General features: G+C 64.0%; 24 protein-coding genes. 14 read left to right on the top strand and 10 right to left on the bottom strand.

Going from position 1 to position 24,182, the window contains the following annotated elements; translation table 11 throughout:
* Positions 1-160 precede the first annotated feature (160 nt).
* Positions 161-559, bottom strand: coding sequence for a GFA family protein (locus tag IF809_RS08260; RefSeq protein ID WP_462837317.1), 399 nt, complete (start codon positions 557-559; stop codon positions 161-163).
* 259 nt (positions 560-818) lie between these two features.
* On the opposite strand from IF809_RS08260, the gene IF809_RS08255 reads away from it, so the two are divergent.
* Positions 819-1,415: a hypothetical protein gene (locus tag IF809_RS08255; protein ID WP_128968571.1), complete on the top strand. Its 597-nt coding sequence runs from the start codon at positions 819-821 to the stop codon at positions 1,413-1,415.
* Between the two features lie 192 nt (positions 1,416-1,607).
* Here the strand turns inward: IF809_RS08255 and IF809_RS08250 are convergent, their stop codons facing one another.
* From IF809_RS08250 to IF809_RS08230, 5 genes are all read right to left on the bottom strand, one after another.
* Positions 1,608-2,696: a TRAP transporter substrate-binding protein gene (locus tag IF809_RS08250; RefSeq protein WP_453993509.1), complete on the bottom strand. Its 1,089-nt coding sequence runs from the start codon at positions 2,694-2,696 to the stop codon at positions 1,608-1,610.
* A gap of 172 nt (positions 2,697-2,868) precedes the next feature.
* Complete coding sequence (locus IF809_RS08245; RefSeq protein ID WP_453993507.1) at positions 2,869-4,182, bottom strand: NAD(P)H-dependent oxidoreductase; 1,314 nt, start codon at positions 4,180-4,182, stop codon at positions 2,869-2,871.
* A gap of 139 nt (positions 4,183-4,321) precedes the next feature.
* On the bottom strand, positions 4,322-5,122 hold the full coding sequence (locus IF809_RS08240; RefSeq protein ID WP_462837316.1) for a phytanoyl-CoA dioxygenase family protein: 801 nt from the start codon (positions 5,120-5,122) through the stop codon (positions 4,322-4,324).
* A gap of 182 nt (positions 5,123-5,304) precedes the next feature.
* A complete protein-coding gene (locus IF809_RS08235; protein ID WP_128968568.1) occupies positions 5,305-6,117 on the bottom strand; it encodes an alpha/beta fold hydrolase in 813 nt (270 codons plus the stop codon).
* 2 nt (positions 6,118-6,119) lie between these two features.
* Complete coding sequence (locus tag IF809_RS08230) at positions 6,120-6,938, bottom strand: alpha/beta fold hydrolase (protein WP_462837315.1); 819 nt, start codon at positions 6,936-6,938, stop codon at positions 6,120-6,122.
* A gap of 139 nt (positions 6,939-7,077) precedes the next feature.
* Here IF809_RS08230 and IF809_RS08225 point away from each other — a divergent pair, with 139 nt between their 5' ends.
* On the top strand, positions 7,078-7,620 hold the full coding sequence (locus IF809_RS08225) for a methylated-DNA--[protein]-cysteine S-methyltransferase (RefSeq protein WP_128968566.1): 543 nt from the start codon (positions 7,078-7,080) through the stop codon (positions 7,618-7,620).
* 4 nt (positions 7,621-7,624) lie between these two features.
* Here the strand turns inward: IF809_RS08225 and IF809_RS08220 are convergent, their stop codons facing one another.
* Complete coding sequence (locus IF809_RS08220; RefSeq protein ID WP_462837314.1) at positions 7,625-9,169, bottom strand: acyl-CoA synthetase; 1,545 nt, start codon at positions 9,167-9,169, stop codon at positions 7,625-7,627.
* Positions 9,170-9,322: 153 nt separating this feature from the next.
* Positions 9,323-10,495 carry an acetyl-CoA C-acetyltransferase gene (locus IF809_RS08215; RefSeq protein WP_453980742.1) on the bottom strand — a complete coding sequence of 391 codons (1,173 nt, stop codon included), beginning with the start codon at positions 10,493-10,495 and terminating at the stop codon, positions 9,323-9,325.
* 154 nt (positions 10,496-10,649) lie between these two features.
* Between IF809_RS08215 and IF809_RS08210 the strand changes: the two genes are divergently transcribed.
* From IF809_RS08210 to IF809_RS08175, 8 genes are all read left to right on the top strand, one after another.
* Positions 10,650-11,309: a TetR family transcriptional regulator gene (locus IF809_RS08210; RefSeq protein ID WP_462837313.1), complete on the top strand. Its 660-nt coding sequence runs from the start codon at positions 10,650-10,652 to the stop codon at positions 11,307-11,309.
* Positions 11,310-11,359: 50 nt separating this feature from the next.
* Complete coding sequence (locus IF809_RS08205) at positions 11,360-12,118, top strand: SDR family NAD(P)-dependent oxidoreductase (protein ID WP_128968562.1); 759 nt, start codon at positions 11,360-11,362, stop codon at positions 12,116-12,118.
* Positions 12,119-12,259: 141 nt separating this feature from the next.
* Complete coding sequence (locus tag IF809_RS08200) at positions 12,260-13,066, top strand: enoyl-CoA hydratase/isomerase family protein (protein ID WP_462837312.1); 807 nt, start codon at positions 12,260-12,262, stop codon at positions 13,064-13,066.
* A 44-nt stretch (positions 13,067-13,110) separates the two neighbouring features.
* Positions 13,111-14,982 carry an AMP-binding protein gene (locus tag IF809_RS08195; RefSeq protein WP_462837311.1) on the top strand — a complete coding sequence of 624 codons (1,872 nt, stop codon included), beginning with the start codon at positions 13,111-13,113 and terminating at the stop codon, positions 14,980-14,982.
* Between the two features lie 155 nt (positions 14,983-15,137).
* Positions 15,138-16,265 carry an acyl-CoA dehydrogenase family protein gene (locus IF809_RS08190; protein WP_462837310.1) on the top strand — a complete coding sequence of 376 codons (1,128 nt, stop codon included), beginning with the start codon at positions 15,138-15,140 and terminating at the stop codon, positions 16,263-16,265.
* 118 nt (positions 16,266-16,383) lie between these two features.
* Positions 16,384-17,628, top strand: a complete 1,245-nt coding sequence (locus tag IF809_RS08185; RefSeq protein WP_462837309.1) for an acyl-CoA dehydrogenase — start codon at positions 16,384-16,386, stop codon at positions 17,626-17,628.
* 9 nt (positions 17,629-17,637) lie between these two features.
* On the top strand, positions 17,638-18,882 hold the full coding sequence (locus IF809_RS08180; RefSeq protein WP_128968557.1) for an acyl-CoA dehydrogenase: 1,245 nt from the start codon (positions 17,638-17,640) through the stop codon (positions 18,880-18,882).
* Between the two features lie 132 nt (positions 18,883-19,014).
* Positions 19,015-19,728, top strand: a complete 714-nt coding sequence (locus IF809_RS08175) for a nitroreductase (protein WP_128968556.1) — start codon at positions 19,015-19,017, stop codon at positions 19,726-19,728.
* A gap of 89 nt (positions 19,729-19,817) precedes the next feature.
* On the opposite strand, the gene IF809_RS08170 is transcribed toward IF809_RS08175, so the two are convergent.
* Complete coding sequence (locus IF809_RS08170; protein ID WP_092288831.1) at positions 19,818-20,366, bottom strand: sigma-70 family RNA polymerase sigma factor; 549 nt, start codon at positions 20,364-20,366, stop codon at positions 19,818-19,820.
* Positions 20,366-20,599: a NepR family anti-sigma factor gene (locus tag IF809_RS08165; protein WP_164938910.1), complete on the bottom strand. Its 234-nt coding sequence runs from the start codon at positions 20,597-20,599 to the stop codon at positions 20,366-20,368. Before IF809_RS08165 ends, IF809_RS08170 begins: the two co-directional genes overlap by 1 nt.
* Before the next feature lie 220 nt (positions 20,600-20,819).
* Between IF809_RS08165 and IF809_RS08160 the strand changes: the two genes are divergently transcribed.
* The 4 genes from IF809_RS08160 (at position 20,820) to IF809_RS08145 (ending at position 24,169) form a co-directional block, all read left to right on the top strand.
* On the top strand, positions 20,820-21,626 hold the full coding sequence (locus tag IF809_RS08160) for a response regulator (RefSeq protein ID WP_164938909.1): 807 nt from the start codon (positions 20,820-20,822) through the stop codon (positions 21,624-21,626).
* 136 nt (positions 21,627-21,762) lie between these two features.
* On the top strand, positions 21,763-22,359 hold the full coding sequence (locus IF809_RS08155; protein WP_128968555.1) for a nuclear transport factor 2 family protein: 597 nt from the start codon (positions 21,763-21,765) through the stop codon (positions 22,357-22,359).
* Between the two features lie 105 nt (positions 22,360-22,464).
* Complete coding sequence (locus IF809_RS08150) at positions 22,465-23,466, top strand: glycoside hydrolase family 3 N-terminal domain-containing protein (RefSeq protein ID WP_462837322.1); 1,002 nt, start codon at positions 22,465-22,467, stop codon at positions 23,464-23,466.
* 271 nt (positions 23,467-23,737) lie between these two features.
* The gene (locus IF809_RS08145; RefSeq protein ID WP_128968553.1) at positions 23,738-24,169 is read left to right on the top strand and encodes a hypothetical protein; all 432 of its coding nucleotides are present in this window, start codon (positions 23,738-23,740) and stop codon (positions 24,167-24,169) included.
* The last annotated feature ends 13 nt before the right edge of the window (positions 24,170-24,182 follow it).

Here is a 24,182-nt window from a genome sequence, read left to right as displayed (position 1 = left end):
AGCGAACACTTCAATACGCGGTGACAACGGTCGTCTTATGTCGTCAGAATGGTCGTCCATTGTGAGCACCCTTCCAGAAGATGACTCTTCTAACGGTGCTCTCATGACTCCGCACAAACAATCCAAAGGGCCTCGGCGCCACGCTTACCATTGTCCGACGTCAGCCTCCTTCCCGCGGACCGAGCCACTGGCTTCGCGCACTCGGGTCGACCACAGACATGCCGGTGCCCTCAGTCGCGCGCACCGGCACCGAGGTGGGATCGAAATCTTCCAGACAGAATACGTTGACCCCGAAATGATCCGGCGCCGCGCGCTTGCGGTGGAACGTGTACACGCCGCAGCGCGAGCAGAAAAAATGCTTGGCGCGATGCGTATTCCATTCGTAGACCGACAGCAGATCCTCGCCCGACAGCACGGTCAGCGCGCTCTCATGAACCTTGGTCATCAGCGCGTTCTTCTGCCTGCATAGCGAGCAATCGCAGGTCGTAAGCTCGGTGACTTCAGATGCGACCCTGAACGTCACGGCACCGCAATGGCACGAGCCTCGATAGGTCGACATGAAGATCTCCCGGTGTTGCTATCTCGAGCATCGGCGAGACGGCGCGGCGCGCGCAACAGAAGGATTGCACGCGGAGCAATGTTTGGTGATCGCTCGGGTCACCACAGGGTTGTGATCATTCAGCCATGATTAGTAGCTAGCAGGGGCCCGCAGGGTTCATGCGGAGTTCATTTCGAGTTCCCTAGCTTGCGATTGTCTAGATCGTCCACGACCGAACTTCCCCCATCAAGACATCCATCCCCCTCAGGAGGAGACTTTCATGCCAGCATTGCTTCGTCCCGCTCTCACCGCGCTCGGCGTCGCGTGCCTCGTGTCCGCGACATCGCTCTTCTCCTCCGGCGCGGCGCTCGCGCAAGCCAAGCAGCAGCCCGCGCCCGCTCAGCAGGCCGCGCCACAGCAACAGCAGGCGCCCGCACTCAAGCAGATCGCGCTGACCGACAAGCAGGTCGAAGGCGTGCTCGCCGCGCAGAAGGACATGGACGCGATCACGGAAAAACTGCCGGAGAACACCGCGCCCGACGCGAAGGTGATTGCCCAGCTCGACGGTGTCGCCAAGAAGCACGGCTTTGCCAGCTATGACGACTACAACAACGTCGTCGACAACATCAGCCTGGTGCTCGGCGGGTTTGATCCCGCGACCAAGAAATATGTCGGCAACGAAGCCGTGATCAAGTCGCAGATCGCGCAAGTCGAGGCCGACAAGAAGATGCCGGCCAAGGACAAGAAGGAAGCCCTCGACGAGCTCAACCAGGCGCTGAAGACGCCGGCGCCCGCGGTCGAGAACAAGGGCAATATCGACCTCATCGCCAAATACTACGACAAGCTGGTCGCTGCGCTGGGCGACGATCAGAATTGAGGATGTGAGCGGCATTCGCTGCTGCCGTAGGGTGGGCAAAGGCGCAAAGCGCCGTGCCCACCATCTCTCTGGGTCACAAACAATGCGTGGGCACGCTCCACTTTGCCCACACTACGAGACTTTCATCGCCGCCAGACCAAAAGCCCCGGAGACATCTCCGGGGCTTTCGTCGTTTCAGCACGCGCGCGTTCTCTACGTCCGCGTCCGCATCCGCATCATGAAGCTGTCGAAGCTCAGTTCCGCCACCTGCATCCAGGCGAGCGAATCGGCGCGATAGGCGGTGAGGCTCGCATACATCTTGCCGAAATGCGGATTGGTCTTGGCGAGATCGGCGTAGATCTCGTTCGCAGCAGTGTAGCAACCCTCGAGCACCTCCTGCGGGAACGGCTTCAGGATCGCGCCGGCGACGAGCAGCCGCTTCAGTGCCGGCGGATTCACGGCATCGTACTTGCCGGTCACCCAGGTGAAGGTGTCGCGCGAGGCGCTCTCGACCGCGGCCTGATAATGCTTGGGCAGCGTATTCCACTTGTCGAGATTCATGATGTTGTGGCCCTGGCCGGTGCCTTCCCACCAGCCGGGATAGTAGTAGTACTTCGCGACCTTGACGAAGCCGAGCTTCTCGTCGTCGTAGGGGCCGACCCATTCGGCCGCATCGATGGTGCCCTTCTCGAGCGCCGGATAAATGTCGCCTGCAACGATCTGCTGCGGCACGCCGCCGACCTTGGCGATGATCGTGCCGGCGAAACCGCCAACACGGAATTTGAGGCCCTTGAGATCGTCCATCGATTTGATCTCTTTGCGGAACCAGCCGCCCATCTGGGCGCCGGTCGAGCCGGTGGGAATGCCGATGACGTTCTGCTCCTTGAGCAGATCATTGACCAGGTCCTGTCCGCCGCCCCACAACAGCCACGAGATGTGCTGGCGGGTGTTGAGCCCGAACGGCAACGCCGTGCCGAAGGTGAAGGCGGGGTTCTTGCCCCAATAATAGTACAGCGCGGTGTTGCCCATCTCGATCGTGCCGTTCGAGACAGCGTCGAGCACTTGCAGGCCCGGCACGATTTCGCCGGCGGCGAAAGGCTGGATCTGGAAATGGTTGTCGGTGATCTCGGCGACGCGCTTGCAGAAATATTCGCAGCCGCCATAGAGCGTATCGAGCGATTTCGGCCAGCTTGCCGCATATCGCCATTTGATGTCGGGCATCGACTGCGCGACCGCGGGCGCTGCAATCGTAGTTGCGGCGAGGCCAAGACCGCCTGCCGTCAGAAATTGACGACGTTTCATGCGCTTCCCCTCTGTTGGTGTCGATGCCTCGACGAGGGATCACGATCTTGCTGTCGCTTGGAGTTCGCCGCTGATCGACGTTTGCTGCGTCCGAAATTCTTCCGGACCGGCGGCAGGATGACGAAAGGCGCCCGGCAAAGCAAGCGTGCTTTGGTCGCGCGATCGGCCGTCCTCAATGTTGCGATGCGAACGCGGCCTCCATGGCCTTGCGCGTCTTCACCGTCTCGCCGGCCGCGTCGAATTCCACGTCGCTCCAGCGCAGCACCGCGCCATAGGGGACGTCGTGCTTCAGCTTCATGCGATGCGCGAGGCCGATCGGCAGTGCACCCGCCTTCAGGCTCGTGGCCGCCGGCACCAGCTTGCCCCACACCGTGTAGCCGCCTTCGCCGTCCAGCATTTCGCCGGCGCGCAAGTCGCGCTTGGCGACCGCAGCGACGTCGCCACGGAAGCCGTGGGGCTGTCCGGTCGGCTCGCCGCGTAGCGCCGCCGACAGCACCGAGATGTTCAGCTCCAGCCCGATCAGATGATAGGGCTTGTACATGGCGGCATATCGACCGCTCGCATCCGTCTTCAAGCCGTATTGCCTGAAGCAATCGGCGGCGTAGTCGTTCGGCGCCTCCAGCACGACATAGACGCCCCAGCGCAGATCGCGAAACACCGGCCGTCCGTCGCGCTCCAGCGATGACACGACTTCAACGACGCCGGACCGCTCCAGCACGCCGCCGCGCGAGCGCGGTCGCATGATGTGCGGGAGATCGTCGACGCCGCAGGGCGGAAACAGAAGTCCCTCCGCGGGCACGTCGAGCCCGCAGGCATTGGCGATTGCCGCCATTTCGATGGCCGATTTGGTGCCGTCGAGGAAGGAGTTGAACATCTGCGGATTCATGCCGGCCGACTGCGCTTCGCCTGCGGTCAGGCCATAGTGCTGCCAGACCCCGTCGGGCGTCACGTCGTGATAGGCGGGCAGATATTTTGTCCCTTTGCCGGCAGCGACGACGCGAAATCCTGTCGCGCGCGCCCAGTCGACCATCTCCGCCGTCAGCGCCGGCTGGTCGCCATAGGCGAGCGAATAGACCACGCCCGCTTTCCGCGCTTCTTCGGCAAGCAGCGGGCCCGCCAGCACGTCGGCCTCGACATTGACCATCACAATGTGCTTGCCCGCCGCGATCGCGGCGCGCGCGTGACGGATGCCGACGGCGGGATTGCCGGTCGCCTCGACCACGACATCCATCGCGCCGCCCGCGATGGCGTGCGCGCCGTCGTCGGTGAAGACGGTGGCTGCGATCCGCTCGGCGCTCCAGCCGACGGTGCGACAAGCCTCGCGCGCGCGGTCGCGATCGATGTCGACGATGATGGGCACCTCCAGCCCCGGCGTGTGCGGCACCTGCGCCAGAAACATCGAGCCGAATTTGCCGGCGCCGATCAGTGCGACACGAACAGGCTTGCCGGCGGACGCACGGGCCTGGAGAAGGCGGAAGAGGTTCATGGGGGAAATCCGTCGGTTCAACAATCAAAGCTCGTTATTCCGGGGCGCGCGAAGCGCGAGCCCGGAATCCATTGATCCACAATCTCTGCGGCCCAATGGATTCCGGGCTCGACGCTACGCGTCGCCCCGGAATGACAGTCTACTCCGCCGCCTGCCTTGGTGCACGGGCCAGCCGCAGCAGCGCATCGTCCTCCACCGCCTTGATCGGCGTGAAATCGCGATGCGCGATGTAGTCCGGCCTGGTCGGTGTACGGATGTAGTTCGAGACCGCGTTCAGCGTCAGATACACGATCTTGCGCGGGTAGGGCGTGATGTTGCCGGCCGAGCCGTGCACCAGGTTGCCGTGGAACATCAGCATGCCGCCGGGCTTGCCGGTCGGAGCGACGATGCCGCCCTGCTCGACGAGGCGTGTCACCGTGTCCTCGTCGAGCGTCCACAGCGGATAGGAGGTGGTGGCGAGGTCATGGGAAGCTTCGAGGTCGCCGGCATTCTGGCTGCGCGGCACCAGCATCAGCGGGCCGTTGATCGGCATCACCTCGTCGAGGAAGATCGCGATGTTCATCGCGCGCGGCTCCGGCATGCCGTCGTCGCGTTTCCAGGTGCCGTAATCCTGGTGCCACTGCCAGACGTCGCCGGTGAAAGCCGATTTCGCGTTGATCTTGAACTGGTGCATGTAGACGGGCTCGCCGAACACCTGCTCGACCGGCTCGATCATGCGCGGATGGGCACCGAGAATGCCGAAGGCCTCGTTGTAGAGATGCGCGGCGAACGCCGTCCGCGGTGCGCCGCTCTTCTCGCGCCAGACCTCCGGCCGGTTGGCGTCGTAGATGCCCACCGCCTCGCGCGCGAGCAGGTCGACCTCCTCCTGGGCAAACAGTTCGGGCAGGAACAGCCAGCCTTCGCGCTGGAAGAACTCCAATTGCTCTTGGGACAGTCTCATGGGTCGTCCTCCTGCTTTGTTTTTGTCGTTCCGGGGCGATGCGAAGCATCGTCCGGCAGTCAGGGCGAGGGCGTCAAGCCGCCCAAACGATCTCACCTTTCCAAACGCGTAAGCTGTTGATTCTCTTCATGTCGTCTACTGTGCATGGGGTTGTTTTGGTGTTGTGAGGCGGGTGCCGGCTGCTATTCCGCCAAAAACCTGCTCACCACATCGCCGAACTCCTGCGGCGCCTGCTCGAACATCCAATGCCCGGCATTCGCGATCACCGCCGTCTGCGCGCCCGTGATGTGCTCGGCCAGCACGCGCCACAGCACCGACAGGCTGCCGGTGGTAGCGCCGCCGCCGACCAGCAGCGTCGGCGTCCTGATCGCTTGCGCGTCCGCGAGCGTGTAGGGCCGGCGCTGCTCGTTGATCTGGCCGAGCAGGGTGAGCGTGTTGTCGCGCAGCTGCTGCTTTGCGGCCGCCGGCACGCGGCGCCAGGAGCCGTCGCCCTCGATGCCTTCGTAGAAGTTTTGCAGCGCGCCCTCGACGTCGCCGGCGCGGATCATCTCGACCGAGCGCATCGTCTTCGCGGCGAGCGGCGGATAGGCGGGCGTGCCTTCGGGCAGCGGCAGGCTGGCATCGAGATCGCCGCCGGGCTCCGCCAGCACCAGCTTGCGCAGCAGATCAGGCCGGGCCTGCGCGACGCGAAACGCGATGTGCCCGCCGCGCGAATGGCCCATCAGATCGACCGGCCCGGGCTCCACCTGCTCGATGAACGCGATCGTGTCTGCAACGTGCTGGGCCATCTTATAGTCGTCGCCGATGGCGTCCCAATGTTCCGGGAAGAAGCGCCGCAGGCTGACCGCGATCACGCGATGGTTCTTCGACAGCGGCCCGAGCACCGAATACCAGGTGCGGAAATCGCCGAGCGTGCCGTGCACGCAGACCAGCGGACGGCCTTCGCCGATCCCGAGATAGGCCATGTCGTAACCGTTGACGCGAAAGCTCTGCATGATCAGCTCGCCAGAAAGTCGAGAACCACTTCGGAATATTTCTGCGGCGCCTGCTCGAACATCGGATGGGTCGCGTTCGGGATGATCGCCGTCTTGGAGTAGGGCACATGCGCGGCAAGCGCATGCAGCACCTTCGGCAGCAGGCCCTTGGTCCGCGCGCCCAGGATGAACAGCGTCGGCATCTTGATCGCCTCCGCATCCGCCTTCGAGAACGGCGGCCTGCCGTCGCGGACCTGGCCGATCAGGGTGTACGCATTGTCGCGTAGGTTCTGCTTCACCATCGCCGGCAGCCGCGGCCAGGTGCCGGCGCCTTCCAGCGTGTCGACGAAAACGGCGAGCCCGCCGTCGACGTCGCCGGCCGCGATCTTCTCGGCCGACGCCTTGAACCGCGCCAAGAGCGGCGAGGGGCCGCCGACATACTCAGGATCGAGGCTCGCATCGAGCTCGCCGCCGGGCTCGGCCAAAACGAGCCGCCGCAGCAGATCGGGGCGCTGCTGCGCCACGCGGAAGCAGATGTGGCCGCCGCGGGAATGGCCCATCAGATCGACCGGGCCGAGGTCGAGCTGCTCGATGAAGGCGATGACGTCACGGACATGCTGTCCGATCGAATAGGTGTCTCCGACGCCATCCCATTGTGCGGGGAAGAAGTGCCGCAAGCTGGGAACGATCATCCGATATCGTTGCGTCAGCGGGCCGAGCACACAGCCCCACACGCGAAAGTCGGACAGCGAGCCATGCACGCAGACCAGCGGCGGGCGGCTCCTGTCTTCGCCCACATCGAGATAGGGCATGTCGTAACCGTTGACGTGGAGGCTTTGCATTCTGGACTCGCGAGGCGGGCGGAACTCCTGCGCAAGATTCCCGGAAACCGGGTGGATCGCAACTATTTCCAAGCCTAGATTTAGCGCCGAGTTCACAATGGGGGCATGCGAGAAGGACGCAAGCCCAGGGAACCAAGCCATGACCGACCAGCATTTCGCCCTGTTCGATACCAGGATCGGCCTCTGTGCCATCGCCTGGGGTCCGCGCGGCATCAACGGCACGCAGCTGCCGATGGGCGGCGAGGACAAGATCCGTACCCGCATCAGCCAGCGCCACGCCGATGCCATCGAAGCCGAGCCGACCCCTGAGGTGCAGGAGGCGATCGACCGCATGACAAGACTGCTCGCGGGCGAGCCCGACGACCTCACGGATATCGAGCTCGACCTCGACGGCGTGCCGGAGTTCAACCGCGGCGTCTACGAGATCGCCCGCGCCATTCCGCCCGGCAAGACCGTCACCTATGGTGACATCGCCAAGCAGCTCGGCGGCGTCCAGCTGTCGCGCGACGTCGGCCAGGCGCTCGGCCGCAACCCGTGCCCGATCGTCGTGCCCTGCCATCGCGTGCTCGCCGCCGGCAACAAGCCCGGCGGGTTCTCGGCCAATGGCGGCGTCGTGACCAAGCTGAAGATGCTCGAGATCGAAGGCGCGCTGGTGAACCACACGCCGAGCCTGTTCGATTGAGGCCCTAAATCTTCGCCGCCGTCTTCGGCCAATACCGGTCGCGCAAATGCCGCTTCACCAGCTTGCCGGTCGGCGTGCGCGGCAGCTCGGCCTCGAAATCGATCGAGCGCGGGCATTTGATCGCCGAGAGGCGCGTCTTGCAAAAGGCGATCAGGTCGGCCTCCAGCGCCTTGCCGGCACGCGCCGTGTCGTGCGGCTGCACCACGGCCTTGACCTCTTCGCCCATCTCCTCGTTCGGTACGCCAAACACGGCGACGTCTGCGACCTCAGGGTGGGTGATGAGCACGTCCTCGGTCTCCTGCGGATAGATGTTCACCCCGCCGGAGATGATCATGTAGGACTTGCGGTCGGTGAGATAGAGGAAGCCGTCCTTGTCGAGATAGCCGACATCGCCGAGTGTCGACCAGCCCTTGGCGTTGTAGGCCTTCTTCGTCTTCTCAGGGTCGTTGTGATAGGTGAATGCAGGCGCATCGGCGAAATAGACCGTGCCGATCTCGCCAACCGGCTGCTCCTCGTCGTTCTCGTCCAAAATCTTGATGTTGCCGACCACGGCGCGGCCGACGCTGCCGCGATGCTCCAGCCATTCCTTCGAGCTGCAGACGGTGACGCCGTTGCCCTCCGAGCCGGCATAATATTCGATCAGGATCGGGCCCCACCATTCGATCATCTTGGCCTTGACGTCGACCGGGCAGGGCGCCGCGGCGTGGATGGCGCCCTTCAGCGTCGAGACGTTGTACCTGGCGCGGACCTCGTCCGGCAGCTTCAGCATGCGCACGAACATGGTCGGCACGAGCTGCGACTGGGTGACCTTGTACTTCTCCACCAGCCTGAGGAAATCCTCGGCATCAAAATGCTCCATGATGATGGAGGTGCCGCCGAGCACGATCGCCATCATGTTGAAGCGCAAGGGAGCCGCGTGATAGAGCGGCGCGGGCGACAGATAGATGCTGTCGGCATTCATGCCGCACATGCCGGCGCACAGCACGCGCAGGAACGCGTTCGGCTCGTCGATCGGCTTACCCTCGAACGCCTTCTTGATGCCCTTGGGGCGGCCCGTCGTTCCCGACGAATACAGCATGTCGTAGCCGGCGACTTCGTCTGCGATCGGCGTGGCCGGTTGCGCGGCCGCTTCCTCGTCGTAGGAGCGGAAGCCGGTTAGCGGCTCGTCCACCATGTAGAAGATCGGCTCGCCCGGCGCCCCCTTGATCAGGCCCTTGATCTGATCGGCGCATTTCGGCGTGGTGATCACGACCTTGGCGCCGCAATCGGCGATGATGTAGTCGATCTCGTCCTGCTTCAGATAACGGCTGATCGCGGTGTAATAGAGCCCGGCGCGCTGTGCCGCCCAGCAGATCTCCATGAAGGCGAGGCGGTTCTCCATCAAGAGCGCGATGTGGTCGCCGGCCTTCAGGCCGAGCGAGCGGAACAGCTGCGCGCCCTGGTTCGAGAGCTCGTCGAGCTCGCGATAGGTGATCGCCTTGCCGGTTCCGGCCATCTGGTAAGCGATCTTATCTGGCGTGGTGCGGGCGTAGATGGAGGGGTGGGTCATGGGGCTGCTTCAACACCGGCAAATGGATATGACGTTCCCCGGACGCAGCGCAGCACGACGTGCTGCGCTGCTTCCGGGGTCCACTGTGAGGCATGGGCCCCGCTCTGCGCAGCAGCGTTGCACGCTGCAGCGCGTCCGGGACACGAGAGCAGCCTACAGCCGCTCCACGATTGTCACGTTCGCCATGCCGCCGCCTTCGCACATGGTCTGCAGGCCATATCGCTTGCCGCGCTGGTGCAGGGCGTGAACAAGCGTCGTCATCAGCTTGGTGCCGGAGCCGCCGAGTGGATGGCCGAGCGCGATGGCGCCGCCGTTGACGTTGAGGCGGGCCGGATCGGCGCCGGTGGTCTTCAGCCAACCGGTCGGCACCGAGGCAAAGGCCTCGTTGACCTCGAACAGGTCGATGTCATCGATCTTCATGCCGGCCTTTTCCAGCGCCTTCTTGGTGGCGTGCAGGGGGGCGTCGAGCATGATGACGGGATCGCCGCCGGTCATGGTCATGTGATGGATGCGCGCGAGCGGCTTGGCGCCGAGCTGCTTGAGGCCGCGCTCGTTCACGACCATCACGCCGGAGGCGCCGTCGCAGATCTGGCTGGCGCTTGCCGCGGTCAACTTGCCGTTCTCGGCGATCAGCTTGACACCCTTGATGCCGTCCAGCGTGACATCGAATCGAATGCCCTCGTCGATGTGGTGGGTATCCTTGCTGCCGTCGGCTCGGACGATCTCGAGCGGCACGATCTCCTTCTTGAAGTGGCCGGCCTGCGTCGCCGCGATCGCGCGCTGATGGCTCTGGTAGGAATATTCGTCGAGATCATCCTTCGACAGGCCGTACTTCTCGGCCATCATCTCGGCGCCGGTGAACTGGCTGAACACGATATTCGGATATCTCGCCTCGATGCCCGGGCTCTTGTAATTGCCGAAGCCGTTTTTGGCCGGCAGCTGCGAGGACAAGCCCATCGGCACGCGGGTCATCGATTCCACGCCGGCGGCGATCACCACGTCCATGGTGCCGGACATCACCGCTTGCGCCGCGAAGTGCAGCGCCTGCTGCGAGGAGCCGCACTGGCGATCGATCGAAGTGCCCGGCACGCTCTCAGGCAGTTTCGACGCCATGACCGCATTGCGCGCGATGTTGTTGGACTGCTCGCCGACCTGCATCACGCAGCCCATGATCACGTCCTCGACCAAAGCGGGATCGACCTTGGTGCGATCGACCAGTTCGTCCAGCACCTTCGCGGCGAGATCGGCCGGATGCCAGCCGGCGAGGCGGCCCCCCTTGCGTCCGCCCGCGGTACGCGCAGCGGCGACGATGTAAGCCTCGGCCATGTCGGTTTCTCCCTGGATTCTTGATTGGGTTGGTTGTCGGGGGCGGATTTAAGAGAGGGATGATCGTTTAGTCAATCGATCAATTAACTCTTGTGATGAGGCGCTGCTTGCGCTTATCTGCGGCCCGCTTCAAGCGGCGAGCACAGGGATCTCCGTGGCTACCAGCGTACCGAACAGGCTTCCCGGCGGAAAAAATTCCACGGCAGAGAAATTGCTCGTGGCCGCGAGCGAGCTGATGATCGAACGCTCTTCGATCGAGATATCGCTCTCCGATATCGCACAGAAGTCGGGCGCCAACGCCGCGCTGGTCAAATACCATTTCGGCAACAAGGACGGCCTGCTGCTGGCGCTGCTCGCGCGCGACGCCGCGACCGAGATGTCCAATCTCGAATATCTGCTGGCACAGCCGATCACGTCGACCGCAAAGCTGAAGCTGCACATCGCCGGCATCATCCGCGCCTATCACCGGTTTCCGTACATGAACCGGCTGATCCATTACCTGCTGCACGAGAGCGTCGCCGGTTCTGCCGATGAAGTCTCAAAATTCTTCGTCGCGCCGCTGCTCGACTTTCATCGCCGGTTGCTTGCCGAAGGCGTCAGCCGGGGCGAATTCCGCCAGACCGATCCGGTGCTGTTCTACACCAGCCTGATCGGTGCCTGCGATCATCTCTTCTTCGGCCGGCACGCGATGTCTCGCGCGACCGGCGTCGGCCCGGTCACCGACGACGTCTGCCGACAATACATCAAGCACATGGAAACGCTGATCTGCGGCGGCATCCTCACGCAAGCCGGGGAAGCTGCCGCCGCCGGATAATCCGGCTGTCAAAGTCTAGAGAAGAAACGCCCAAGGAAAGGTAGCCTGTCATGGAATTGAAAGACGTAGCCGTTCTCATCACCGGTGGTGGTTCGGGTCTTGGTGAAGCGACCGCGCGCGCCATGGCCGCCAAGGGCGCCAAGATCGGTGTGATCGACCAGAACAAGGAGAATGCCGAAAAGGTCGCCGCCGAAGTGAAAGGCATCGCGCTTCACGCCGACGTCACCAGCGAAGAGCAGATCAAGGCGGCGATCGCCAAGGCCGAGGCGGCGCATGGTGTTGCGCGCGTGCTGATGAATTGCGCTGGTATCGGCGGCTCGCAGCGCATCGTCGGCCGCGACGGCGTTTACCCGTTGGAAAAATTCGCACGCATCATCAATGTCAATCTGATCGGCACGTTCAACTGCCTGCGTCTGTTTGCCGAACGTCTCGTCACCATCGAGCCTGTCGGTGAAGAGCGCGGCGTCATCATCAACACCGCTTCGGTTGCCGCCTACGAAGGTCAGATCGGTCAGATCGCCTATTCGGCCTCGAAGGGCGGCGTCGTCGGCCTCACCCTGCCGGCCGCGCGCGACCTCGCGAGCCAGAAGATCCGCGTCAACACCATCGCGCCGGGCCTATTCTTCACGCCGCTGCTGATGGGTCTGAACGAGGAGGCGCGCAAGAGCCTCGGGGCCCAGGTCCCGCATCCCTCGCGTCTTGGCGATGCCAAGGAATACGGCGCGCTCGCCGTGCACATCGTCGAGAACGCCATGCTCAACGGCGAGACCATCCGCCTTGACGGCGCCATCCGTATGGCCCCGCGGTAACTCCGCTGTGCTCTTGCCTTCTCCCCTTGTGGGAGAAGGTCGCGCGCGAAGCGAGTTCTTGGTCAGTGACGTCCATGCCCTCTCCCACAAGGGGAGAGGGCGCCATAACCGCCACTCAAAGAGCGGATGCAGGAGCGCTCCATGTCCCAGCCGCTGCTGATCGAGCATGACGATGGCGTCGACCGGGTGACGCTCAATCGTCCCGAAACTCTCAACGCGCTCGATCCTGCGCTGATCGATGCGCTCAACGTCTATTTCCAGGGCCTGCAGCGCAACCGCGACACGCGCGTCGTGGTGCTCCGGGGCGCCGGCAAGAATTTTTGTGCGGGGCTCGACCTCAAGGCCGCGATGGAGCGCCGGGCCGGGCAGCAGGAGCCGCCCGGCGTCACCGAGTCCCTGGACTCGCAACGCCGCATCGCCGACATCGTGATGCTGATGCGGCGCTGTCCGCAGCCGATCCTGTCGCTGGTTCAAGGCGCGGCAGCCGGCGGCGGCTTTGCGCTGGCACTCGCCTCCGACATCCGCATCGCGGCAAGATCGGCGCGGATGAACTGCGCCTTCATCAAGCTCGGGCTCGGTGGCTGCGACATCGGCACCAGCTATTTTCTGCCGCGGCTGGTCGGCGTCTCCGTTGCTTCCGAGTTGATCCTCACCGGTCGCTTTATCGGCGCCGAGCGCGCACTCGCAGTCGGCCTCGTGTCCGAGGTGGTCGACGACGACAAGCTCGACGCCGCGGCCGAGCCCTATGTCGATGCGATGATGACGGCCTCGCCGGTGGGGCTGCGCCTCTCCAAGGAATGCCTCAACATGAGCGTCGATGCAGGATCGCTGGAAGCTGCGATCGCGATGGAGGACCGCAATCAGGTCCTGTGCAGCCGCTCCGAGGAATTTTCGGAAGGCATCAGGGCCTTCCTTGAGAAGCGAAAGCCTGTCTATATCAAGCGCTGAAACAACAACGATCCGCCAAGGGCAATAATTCCGGGAGACGCAAAATGGGTGGAAGCGCGGCGGCGGTGATGTCAAAGCCCGCCTTTCGCAAGGTCGAGTGGCTGAAGCGCGACATCGATGTCGAGCGCCGAGCCGACGGCACAGTGGTGCTGAAGTCCCGCATTCCGCTGCAGGCCTATGAGAAGCACCTTCCGGCTTCGCTCGCAAAATGGGCAAAAGAAGCACCCGAGCGCATCTGGCTCGCGCAGCGCGGCGGTCCGAATCGCGAGTGGCGCAAGGTCTCCTATGGCGAGGCCAAGCGGACGGTCGATGCGCTGACCCAGGCGCTACTCAATCTGAAGCTTGAGGGGCGTCCGGTCGCGATCCTCTCCGGAAATTCCATCGAGCACGCACTGATGACACAGGCTGCGATGCAGGCGCGCGTCCCCGCAGCGCCGGTGTCGCCGGCCTATTCGCTGATGAGCCACGACCACGTCAAGCTGAAGTACCTGTTCGACCTGATCAAGCCGGCCGTGGTGATGGTGCAGGACGGCCTGACCTTCGAGAAGGCATTGAAGGCGCTTGATCTCACCGGCGTCACCGTCGTTCACGTCGCGCGGCCCTGCGAGGGCATCAAGAGCGTCAGCTTCGCCGAACTCGCGGCAACGCCCGTCAGCAGGGACGTCGAGGCATCGATCGCACAGATCACGCCCGACACCGTCGGCAAGCTGCTGTTTACCTCGGGGTCGACCGGCATGCCCAAGGCCGTCATCAACACGCAACGCATGATGTGCGCCAACGCCGCAATGATGATGCAGGTGCGGCCACGTACGCCCGGCGGTCCGCTGCCGATCGTGCTGGACTGGATGCCGTGGAATCACACCATGGGTGGCAATGCTGCATTCCACCCCGTGCTGGTCGAGGGCGGTACGCTCTACATCGATGACGGCCGGCCGATGCCGGGGCAGTTGGAAGAGACAATCAGGAATCTGCGCGAGATATCTCCGACCTATTACGCCAATGTGCCTGCCGGCTATGCCGCGCTCGCGGCGGCCATGGAGAAGGACGACGCTCTGTGCCGGTCCTTCTTCAAGAACCTGTCGATCATGGCTTATGGCGGCGCGCGGCTGCCGGACGATCTGTACGAGCGCATGCAAGCCCTCGCCGTGAAGACCACGGGTGAGCGCATCGTATTCTACACCGGTTGGGGTTCGACCGAGACCGCGCCGACCTCGACCGGCACCTATTGGGACACCGAGCGCGTCGGTCTGATCGGCCTGCCGTTCCCCGGCGTCGAATTGAAGATGGTGCCGTGTGGCTCCAAATACGAACTGCGCCTGCGCGGCGTTAACGTCACGCCCGGCTATTTCGGGCAGCCTGACCTGACGAAAAAGATGTTCGACGAGGAAGGCTTCTATTGCATCGGTGACGCCGGTGTCTTCGTCGATGATCAGGATCCCGTGCAGGGAATTATCTTTGCCGGCCGCGTCGTCGAAGATTTCAAGCTCACCACCGGCACCTTCGTGCATGTCGGCTCGCTCCGGACCGATGCGATCGCGGCCGCGACGCCAGTCGTGCACGATGCGCTGGTTGCGGGACAGGACCGCGCCTTTATCGGCTTGCTCGCCTGGCCGAACCTGCACGCCTGCCGCCAGCTCGTCGGCAAGGCCGATCTCAGCTTCGAGGACGCGGTGAAGCATCCCGAGGTGATCGCCTGTTTCCGCCGGGGACTGGAAGCCCACAACAGAGAATGCGAAGGCGCCAGCAGCCGCATCATCGCGCGCGCGATGCTGATGGCCGAGCCGCCATCGATCGACGGCAACGAGCTCACCGACAAGGGCTACATCAACCAGCGCGCCGGCCTCGAACGCCGGGCGGCGCTGGTCGAGCGACTCTATGCCGACAAGCCGGATCAGGATGTGATCGTGCTGCGATGAATGTTTGTCGCTCCCTTCGTCATTCCGGGGCGCGCGAAGCGCGAACCCGCAATCCATCGGGCCGCAACACGCGCGGTGAAATGGATTCCGGGTTCGCCGCTCCGCGGCGCCCCGGAATGACGGTCTCAATGACAACGAATAAGAGGTAGCCCGCCATGAACTTCGATTTCTCCGACGACCAGAAGCAACTCCGCGACCAGGCGCGCAAATTCCTCGCCGAAAAGTGCTCGGCGAAGGCGGTACGCGTGGTGCTCGACGGCAAGGCGCCCTATGACAAGGAGCTCTGGAAGGGCCTCGCCGAGATGGGTTTTCTCGGCGTCGCGATCCCCGAGGAATTCGGCGGCGCGGGCGCGGGTCATCTCGAGCTCTGCGTGATCGCGGAGGAAATGGGGCGGGCCAATGCCCCGGTGCCGTTCTCTTCGACGGTCTATCTTGCCGCCGAAGCCCTGCTGATCGCCGGCAGCGATGCGCAGAAGAAAAAATGGCTGCCGGCGATTGCTTCGGGCGAGGCGATCGGCACGCTGGTGCTGTTCGAGGGCAAGGGCAATCCGTCGTCGAAGAACGTCAAGCTGACCGCGGCGAATGGCACGCTCAACGGCGTGAAGAAGCCTGTGGCCGATGGCGCGATCGCCGATTTCGCGGTGGTGGCCGCGCGCACGGGATCGAGCGGTCGGGACAGCGACATCTCGCTGTTCCTGGTGGACCTCAAGGCCGGCGGCGTCGAGGTGAAGAGCCTGACCAATCTCGATCCGACCCGCGGACAGGCCGAGATCACGTTCAAAGGTTGCAAGGCGGAGTCGCTTGGTGCTGCCGGTGAAGGCTGGAGCATTCTCACTCAGGTGCTCGACCGCGCCGCGGTGCTCTGCGCCTTCGAGCAGGTCGGCGGTGCCGACCGCGCACTGGAGATGGGCCGCGACTACGCGCTCGATCGCATTGCCTTTGGTCGTCAAATTGGTTCGTTCCAGGCGATCAAGCACATGCTGGCCGACATGTACGTCTCGGCGACGCTGGCACGTTCCAACAGCTATTACGGGGCCTGGGCGCTCTCGACCAACGCGGCCGAATTGCCTGAGGCCGCTGCCGCCGCGCGCATCAGCGCGACACAGGCCTTCCAGCACTGCGCCAAGAACAACATCCAGGTTCACGGCGGCATGGGTTTCACCTGGGAGTTCGACTGCCACATGTACTACCGCCGCGCCAACGCGATGGCGCTCGGGCTCGGTAGCCTCAGCTATTGGGAAGACCAGTTGATCGACCGCATGCGCAAGAAGAACGCGGCGTAATCCGGGTTCGTAGGGTGGGTTAGCGCAGCGTAACCCACCATTGCCAATCACGAGGACGGATAGAAGTGGTGGGTCACGCCTTCGGCTAACCCACCCTACGAAGAGCAAGAGAAATCCCATGAACTTCGACGACACGCCGCAGGAAGCTGAATTTCGCGCGACGGCCCGCGCATGGATCGCGGCGAATGCGCCGAAGCAGTATGAGGAGGAGCTGCGCAAATCCTCGCTCGGCCGCACCGTGCTTAGGAATGCCAATATTCTCGAAGTCGCTAAGGCCTGGCAGAAGAAGAAAGCCGACGCCGGTTGGGCCTGTCTGCACTGGCCGAAGGAGTATGGCGGCCGCGGCTCGTCGCCGATCGAGCGCGTGATCTGGCAGCAGGAAGAGGGACCGTTCGGCCAGCTCTCCCGCATGTTCATCATCGGTCACGGCATGTGCGGGCCGACCATGATGGCGTTCGCGCGTGAGGAGCACAAGCGCACCTATCTGCCGCCACTCGCCTCCGGCGAGAAGGTGTGGTGCCAGCTGTTCTCCGAGCCAGCCGGCGGCTCCGACGTCGCGGGGCTCCGCACGCGGGCCGAGAAGGACGGCGATGACTGGATCATCAACGGCCAGAAGATCTGGACCTCGGGCGCGCATTATTCCGACTACGGCATCCTGCTCACGCGAACGGATCCAACCGTCCCCAAGCACAAGGGTCTCACCATGTTCTTCCTGGATATGAAGAGCCCCGGTGTCGAGGTCAGGCCGATCAAGCAGGCGAGCGGTGCCTCCGATTTCAACGAGGTCTATTTCACCAATGTCCGCATTCCCGATCACCAGCGTCTCGGCGAGGTTGGTGACGGCTGGAACGTCTCGCTGACCACGCTGATGAACGAGCGCAGCGCGATCGGCGCGGCCGTCTCGACCGGCTTCCCCGAGCTGTTCGAATATTGCGCGAGCCTGATGCTCGACGACGGTCCGGCGATCGAGGATCGCGCGGTGCGCTCAAAGCTGGCGAACTGGGCGGCGAAGGCAAGCGGGCTGAAATACACCAGCATGCGCGCGATCTCCGCGCTGTCGAGGGGCGAGCGTCCGGGGCCGGAAAACTCCATCGGCAAGCTGGTCGCGGGCTCGATGATCCAGGACGTCGCGACCTACGCGCTGGATTTGCAGGGCGCGAGCGGCGTGGTCAGCGGCGAGGAGGCCGAGCTGGCCGGCCGTTTCCAGGCCATGCTGCTGCGTGCGCCGGGCACGCGCGTGGAAGGCGGTACCGACGAGATCATGCGCAACATCATCGCCGAGCGGGTGCTGGGCCTGCCCGGCGACATCAGAGTCGACAAGGACGTGCCGTTCAACAAGATCCCGACCAAGGGAAGAGGGTAGAGGTTCGCCATGAATTTCGACGACACCCCGCAGGAAGCCGCATTCCGCGAGACCGCGCGCAAATGGATCGCCGCCAACGCGCCGAAGGAGTTCGAGCAGGAGCTGTCGAAATCCTCGCTCGGCCGCATCAGGCTTGCCAAGCACGACATGGTCGAGGTCGGCAAGGCCTGGCAGAAGAAGAAGTTCGAGGCCAATTGGGCCTGCCTGCACTGGCCGAAGGAGTATGGCGGCCGCGGCGCCACGCCGATTGAGCGCGTGATCTGGCAGCAGGAGGAAGGCGTCTACGGCAAGCTGACGCAGCCATTCCAGATCGGCGAGGGCATGTGCGGCCCGACCGTGATGGCCTGGGGCAGCGAGGATGCCAAGCGCCGGTATTTGCCGAAGCTCGCTTCCGGCGAGGAGATCTGGTGCCAGCTGTTCTCCGAGCCGTCGGCCGGCTCCGACGTTGCGGGTCTGCGCACGCGCGCGGAGAAGAAGGGCGAAAATTGGATCGTCAACGGCCAGAAGATATGGACCTCGGGCGCGCATTATTCCGACTATGGCCTCCTGATCGCGCGGACCGACCCCAATGTGCCCAAGCACAAGGGTCTCACCATGTTCTTCCTGGACATGAAGAGCCCGGGCGTCGAGGTCCGTCCGATCAAGCAGGCCAACGGCATGCAGGAGTTCAACGAGGTCTATTTCACCGACGTGGTGATCCCCGACAGCCAGCGGTTGGGGGCCGTCGGCGAGGGTTGGAGCGTGTCGCTGACGACGCTGATGAACGAGCGCATGTCGATCGGCGCGCGGCTTGCGACGGGCGTGCCTGAAATGTTCGAGTTCTGCTCGAACCTGATGCTGGAGGATGGGCTCGCGATCGACGATCCCGCCGTGCGGTCGAAGCTTGCGAGCTGGGCGGTGAAGTCGAGCGGGCTGAAATACACCAGCTACCGCGCGATCTCGGCGCTGTCGAAAGGCGAGCGGCCGGGGCCGGAGAATTCGATCGGCAAGCTGGTCTCGGGCATGATGCTGCAGGACATCGCGACCTACGCCATGGACCTGCAAGGCGCGGCCGGTGTTCTCACGGGCAGTGACGAAGAGGCGGCGCAGGGCCAGTTCCAGCAGATGCTGCTGTCATCGCCGTCGATGCGCATTGCCGGCGGCACCGACGAGATCCTGCGCAACATCATCGCCGAGCGGGTGCTGGGCTTGCCCGGCGACATCCGCGTCGACAAGGATGTGCCGTACAACAAGATCCCGACCAAGGGGCGGTGATCTCTCTCGTGTCCCGGACGCGGCGCAACGCGCCGCAGAGCCGGGACCCAGGGGCCACAATGGGCCCCGGCTCTGCAGCGCACCGCTGAAGAAGCGCTGCGCTGCGTCCGGGGCACGAAAGCGAGACAAGCGATGGACGCCAAAGCATCAAACTCACGCCACTCCACTGAAGACCGCATCGGCGTGCTCGAAGAGCTCCTCAACGAGCGCTACTCCGTTCGCGCCTTCCTGCCGAAGGAAGTCGATCGCGCCACCATCGAGCATGTGCTGACGACCGCGCAGCGCACCGCGTCCTGGTGCAACAGCCAGCCCTGGCAAGTCATCATCGCCAGTGGCGAGGCCAAGGAGCGCTTCCGCCAGCTGATCTACAAGGAAGCCTCAAGCGGCCTCGGCGACGATTACGATTTCACCCCGCCGCGCGAATATGTCGGCGTTTATCTCGAACGCCGCCGGGAGAGCGGCTTTCAGCTCTACAACACGCTGGGCATCGCCCGCGGCGACAAGGCCGCCTACGCCAAGCAGGCGCTGGAGAACTACAATTTCTTCGGCGCGCCGCATGTGGCGATCATTCATACCAACGAGCCGCTCGGCATTTACGGTGCGATCGATTGCGGCGCTTACGTCTCGAATTTCATGCTCGCTGCCCAGGCCCTCGGGCTCGGCACCATCCCGCAGGCGGCGCTCGCGCGGCATTCCGGCCTGATCCGCAGCCACTTCAAGCTGTCCGATGACCGCCGTGTCGTCTGCGGCATTTCATTCGGGTATGCCGACGCCGCGCACAAGGTCAACAGCTACCGCACCTCGCGCGCGAGCGTTGCCGACACGGTCACGTTCGTCGAGACGTAACCGAGCGATACTCAATTGGCCACACGCGTGTGAAGGCGGCCGCGTCAGCGGCCACCTTCATAGCTGTCATCTCAAGTCGATTTAACTTGCTATCCGCCGCTGCCGCCGATCACGGCGCGCACGGTCTCGTCGGGCCCGAAGTCTTCGGCGCCGTCGACATAAAGCAGCGCGGCGAGCTTCGAACGCGCGCGATTGACGCGGCTCTTGATGGTGCCGACCGCACAGCCGCAGATCGAGGCCGCGTCCTCATAGGAGAAGCCGGAGGCGCCGACCAGGATCAAGGCCTCGCGCTGGTCCTGCGGAAGCTTGTCGAGCGCGGTCCGAAATTCCTCGAACTCGAGATGGGCGTTCTGCGAAGGCTGTGTCTTCAACGTCTTGGCATAATTGCCCTCGGCATCCTCGACCTCGCGCCGCCGCTTGCGATAGTCGGAACGGAACAGGTTGCGCAGGATCGTGAACAGCCATGCCGGCAGGTTGGAGCCGGGCTGGAACGAGTCGATGTTGGCGAGGGCGCGCAGCAGCGTCTCTTGCACCAAATCGTCGGCGCGATCCGCATTGCCGCTGAGCGAGATCGCAAAGGCGCGCAGGCTCGGCACGGCCGCGAGGATATCGTCACGCAGGGAGTTCGTGAGAGGCATTAATCCCTCCCATGGTTGTCGTTGGAGCCCCCAGCCCCATTCTCATTTGGAGATCCGCCTCCCGGCGCATCGAGCTTCTTGATAAGCTCCGCGAACCGGTCCGGAACCCCCTGCCGTACGACGTCGTCATACATGGCGCGCAGTTGGTGCCCAATCCGGGATTGGATCTCCGGCGTGAGCCCGCCTTTGCCGGGGGTCGTGCTTTTGCTGGCTTGAGACTTGAGATCTTTCATGACCTGTTCCACGTTTCCCCGAGTTAAGTGACTGCAAAATAGAGAAATTTTCTCAACCGGGAGCCGTTCCCTGGATAGGCACAATTCCAGGTTCGATAAAAAGTTCCGCGCTTGGCGGAACTTTTCTTGTCCTGAGGCGTAGACAGCCCAGCAGGGGAACCCGGGCCACCCCTCGTATCGCCTAGTCCTCAAGGTTGGCCCGATGATGAATGGAGTGGGGATGTCCCGTTCACAGCTCGTTGCTGAACACTTGCCCTTGCTGCGCCGGTATGCGCGCGCCCTGACGGGCAGCCAGGCCTCCGGCGACGCCTACGTCGCAGCCATGTTGGAGGCCATGCTGGGGGATCCCAGCGTGCTCGACGAGACCCATGGCCCACGTGCCGGCCTGTTCCGGCTGTTCACTCAAATCTGGAATTCGGTCTCGGTCAATGACGACGCCGAGGTGGCGACGCTGCCGATGCCGCCGGAGCGGCGGCTGTCCAACATCACGCCGCTGCCGCGGCAGGCCTTCCTGCTGCTCTCGCTCGAGGGATTTTCGGAAGAGGAAGTCGCCTATATTCTCGCGACCGACGTCGCCGAGACGCGGCGGCTGGCCGACGCCGCTGGCCGAGAGATGGCGGCCGAGATCGCCACCGACGTCCTGATCATCGAGGATGAGACCTTCATCGCCATGGACCTCGAGAGCCTGGTGAAGAATCTTGGCCACAATGTCGTCGGCGTCGCGCGCACCCATGCCGATGCGGTGGCGCTGGCCAAGAACAAGCGGCCGGGCCTGATCCTCGCCGACATCCAGCTCGCCGACGGCTCGTCCGGGCTCGATGCCGTCAACGAGCTGCTCCGCACCTTCGAGGTGCCGGTGGTATTCATCACGGCCTACCCGGAGCGCTTCCTGACCGGCGAGCGTCCGGAGCCGGCCTTCCTGATCTCAAAACCGTTCCAGCCCGCGATGGTGTCAGCGGTGGCGAGCCAGGCGCTATTCTTCCAGCGCAACTCGCGCAACCGCGCGCCAAAGGCGCCCGCGGCGTAGAGGCAACGCCCCGCCATTCGGCGATGACGATCTGATCCGGCGTGCTGCAAGGCACGCCGGATTTTTTGTGCCCGCTTGACGGGTATCGCGTTCGACGCCCATACCTCGCGCATCACCAGAACTTGGAGACGTGCCCATGGACCAGCAACTTCTCGATCGCCTCGCCATCCGCGACCTCGTCGAGAACTGGGCGGTGTGGCGCGATGCCGGCGATTGGGAGCGCTTTGCCACCGTCTGGCATGAAGAGGGCTGGATGTCCGCCACCTGGTTTCAGGGGCCCGCGCGGGATTTCATGCGCGTCAGCCAGGAAGGGTTTGCCAGGGGCGTGCGCATCCTGCATTTCCTCGGCGGCACCAGCATCGATCTCTCCGGCGAGCGGGCCATCGCGCAAACGAAGATGACGATCTCGCAGCGAGCCCCGGTGCACGACGTGCTCTGCGACGTCGTCTGCACCGGCCGCTTTTACGATTTCCTGGAGAAGCGAAAGGGCCAATGGGGCATCGTCCGCCGCCAGCCGATCTACGAGAAGGACCGGATCGACCCCGTCGATCCCGCCGCCACGCTGCGCCTCGACCAGACGGCGCTGGCCGCGCTGCCCGAGGGCTACCGCCATCTCGCCTATATGCAGCAGCTGATCGGCTACAAGGTCAAGCGCGACATGCCCGGCCTGATCGGCGCCGAAGTCGAGAAGCTCTACCGCGAGGGAGCGGAGTGGCTGCGGGGGCCGAAGTGAGTACCAGCAAAAAGCAAGGCGCGACTTGATCGAGGGCATCAGATCGCGTGCTGCAGTCAAAACGCGCCGGGAGGATTGACGATGACGAATAACCCTTTGCCGGTCGTGTTCGGCTGCGCCGGCCCAGTGCTCAGCGACGCCGAGGTCCGCTTCTTCCGGGAAGTCAATCCACTCGGCTTTATTCTGTTCGGGCGTAATTGCCTCGCTCCGGATCAGGTAAGAACCCTGGTTGACGATCTGCGCAATTCGATTGGCCGTGCCGATGCGCCGGTGCTGATCGATCAGGAGGGAGGGCGGGTTTCCCGCCTCAAGCCGCCGCACTGGCCGGCCTATCCGGCCGCGCGTGCATTCGGCGATGCGGCGCGGGCCGACCGTGCTGCGGCGCTCGAGGCGGTCCGGCTGAACAGCATGCTGATCGGTCTCGACCTGAATGCGGTCGGAATCTCGGTGAACTGCGCGCCGACGATCGACGTCCCTATCCCCGGTGCGCACGAAATGATCGGAAGTCGCGCCTATGGACCGGATCCGCTTCTGGTGAGCGAGATGGGGCGCGCCGTCTGCGAGGGCCTGCTCGACGCCAACGTTCTTCCCGTGATCAAGCATTTGCCTGGATACGGCCGCGCCATGGTGGACAGCCACCTGGCGCTGCCGGTGATTGCAGAAGGTCTTGATCAGCTCGATGCGACGGATTTTGTGCCGTTCAAGGCGCTCGCGTCCATCCCGTGGGGCATGACGGCCCATGCGCTCGTTCGAAGCGTCGATCCGGATCGCCCCGCAACCCTGTCGGCCTCCGTCATCAAGGACGTCATCCGGCAACGCATCGGATTCAAGGGCATCCTGATTACGGACGATCTGTCCATGAACGCGTTGACCGGCCACGTGAGCGCGCGCGTGATGCAGGCCCTCGCGGCCGGTTGTGACTTGGCGCTTCACTGTAACGGCGACATGGCCGAGATGGAGAGCATTGCCGGCGTTGCGAGACCGATGTCGAACAGCCTTCTGAGCGACATCGATGCGGCGGAGCGGATGCGCGTCGCACGAACTCGGTCCGACATCGATCCCGAGTGGGCGCGGAACCGCGTCCGCGAGCTTCTCGGCAGCTCCTGAGCCGAAAGGATCGTTCAATTTCGGAAATAGAAAAAAGTAAGGCGCGACTGGCATCACCACAGTCGCGCCCTACGTCGCCGGCTTATGGGGCAGGGGGGAATAGCCGGCTGCCGAGATGACTCCCGGGCGCGGGAGTCGTTCCAGGCGGTTGCAAAATTTTTCCGAGGCGGTGCATTTTCTGCACACGGTTAAGTGATCTTAACGTTCGGGAAACTCCGGTCCTCCGCTCGCGTTGTTCCCGGGATCGCCATGGGGCGAGGGACCGACAGCCATGCCACAGATTCAAAAGGTATTTTTGGGCGCCGTCGCCATCGCTGCGACGCTTGGCGCCGTCCAGGTTGGTGCCGTGCAACTGGCCTCCGGCCATGATCTGGCCGACCGCTGGCAGGCGCTGGCCGACCGGTCGGGCCAAACCTCAGATCGCAACGTCGCGAGCCACAATGTCAACCGGACCAGCAAGGCCGACCGCCTGGCCGATCCGAAGCCGGCTCCGGCGCCTACCCGCACCGTCTCGATGCGGCTGAACGACCTGCCGGATACGTCGGTGCTGCTGCGCCTCCCCGCGGCCGTCGAGACCGGCAATGCGAAGCCGGCCCCCACGATCCTGAAGCCGGGCCGCAGGCCGACGATTGCGTGCGAGCCGATGGTCAGCTCCCTGACCGAGGTCGCAAAACTGCTTCAGCCCGGCCGCTGCGTGACCTGATCTAGTCGTCTCC

The organism is Bradyrhizobium sp. UFLA06-24 (assembly GCF_054967145.1).
The sequence above is the reverse complement of the archived record's forward strand: the minus strand, read 5'-3'. Positions and strand labels throughout refer to the sequence as shown.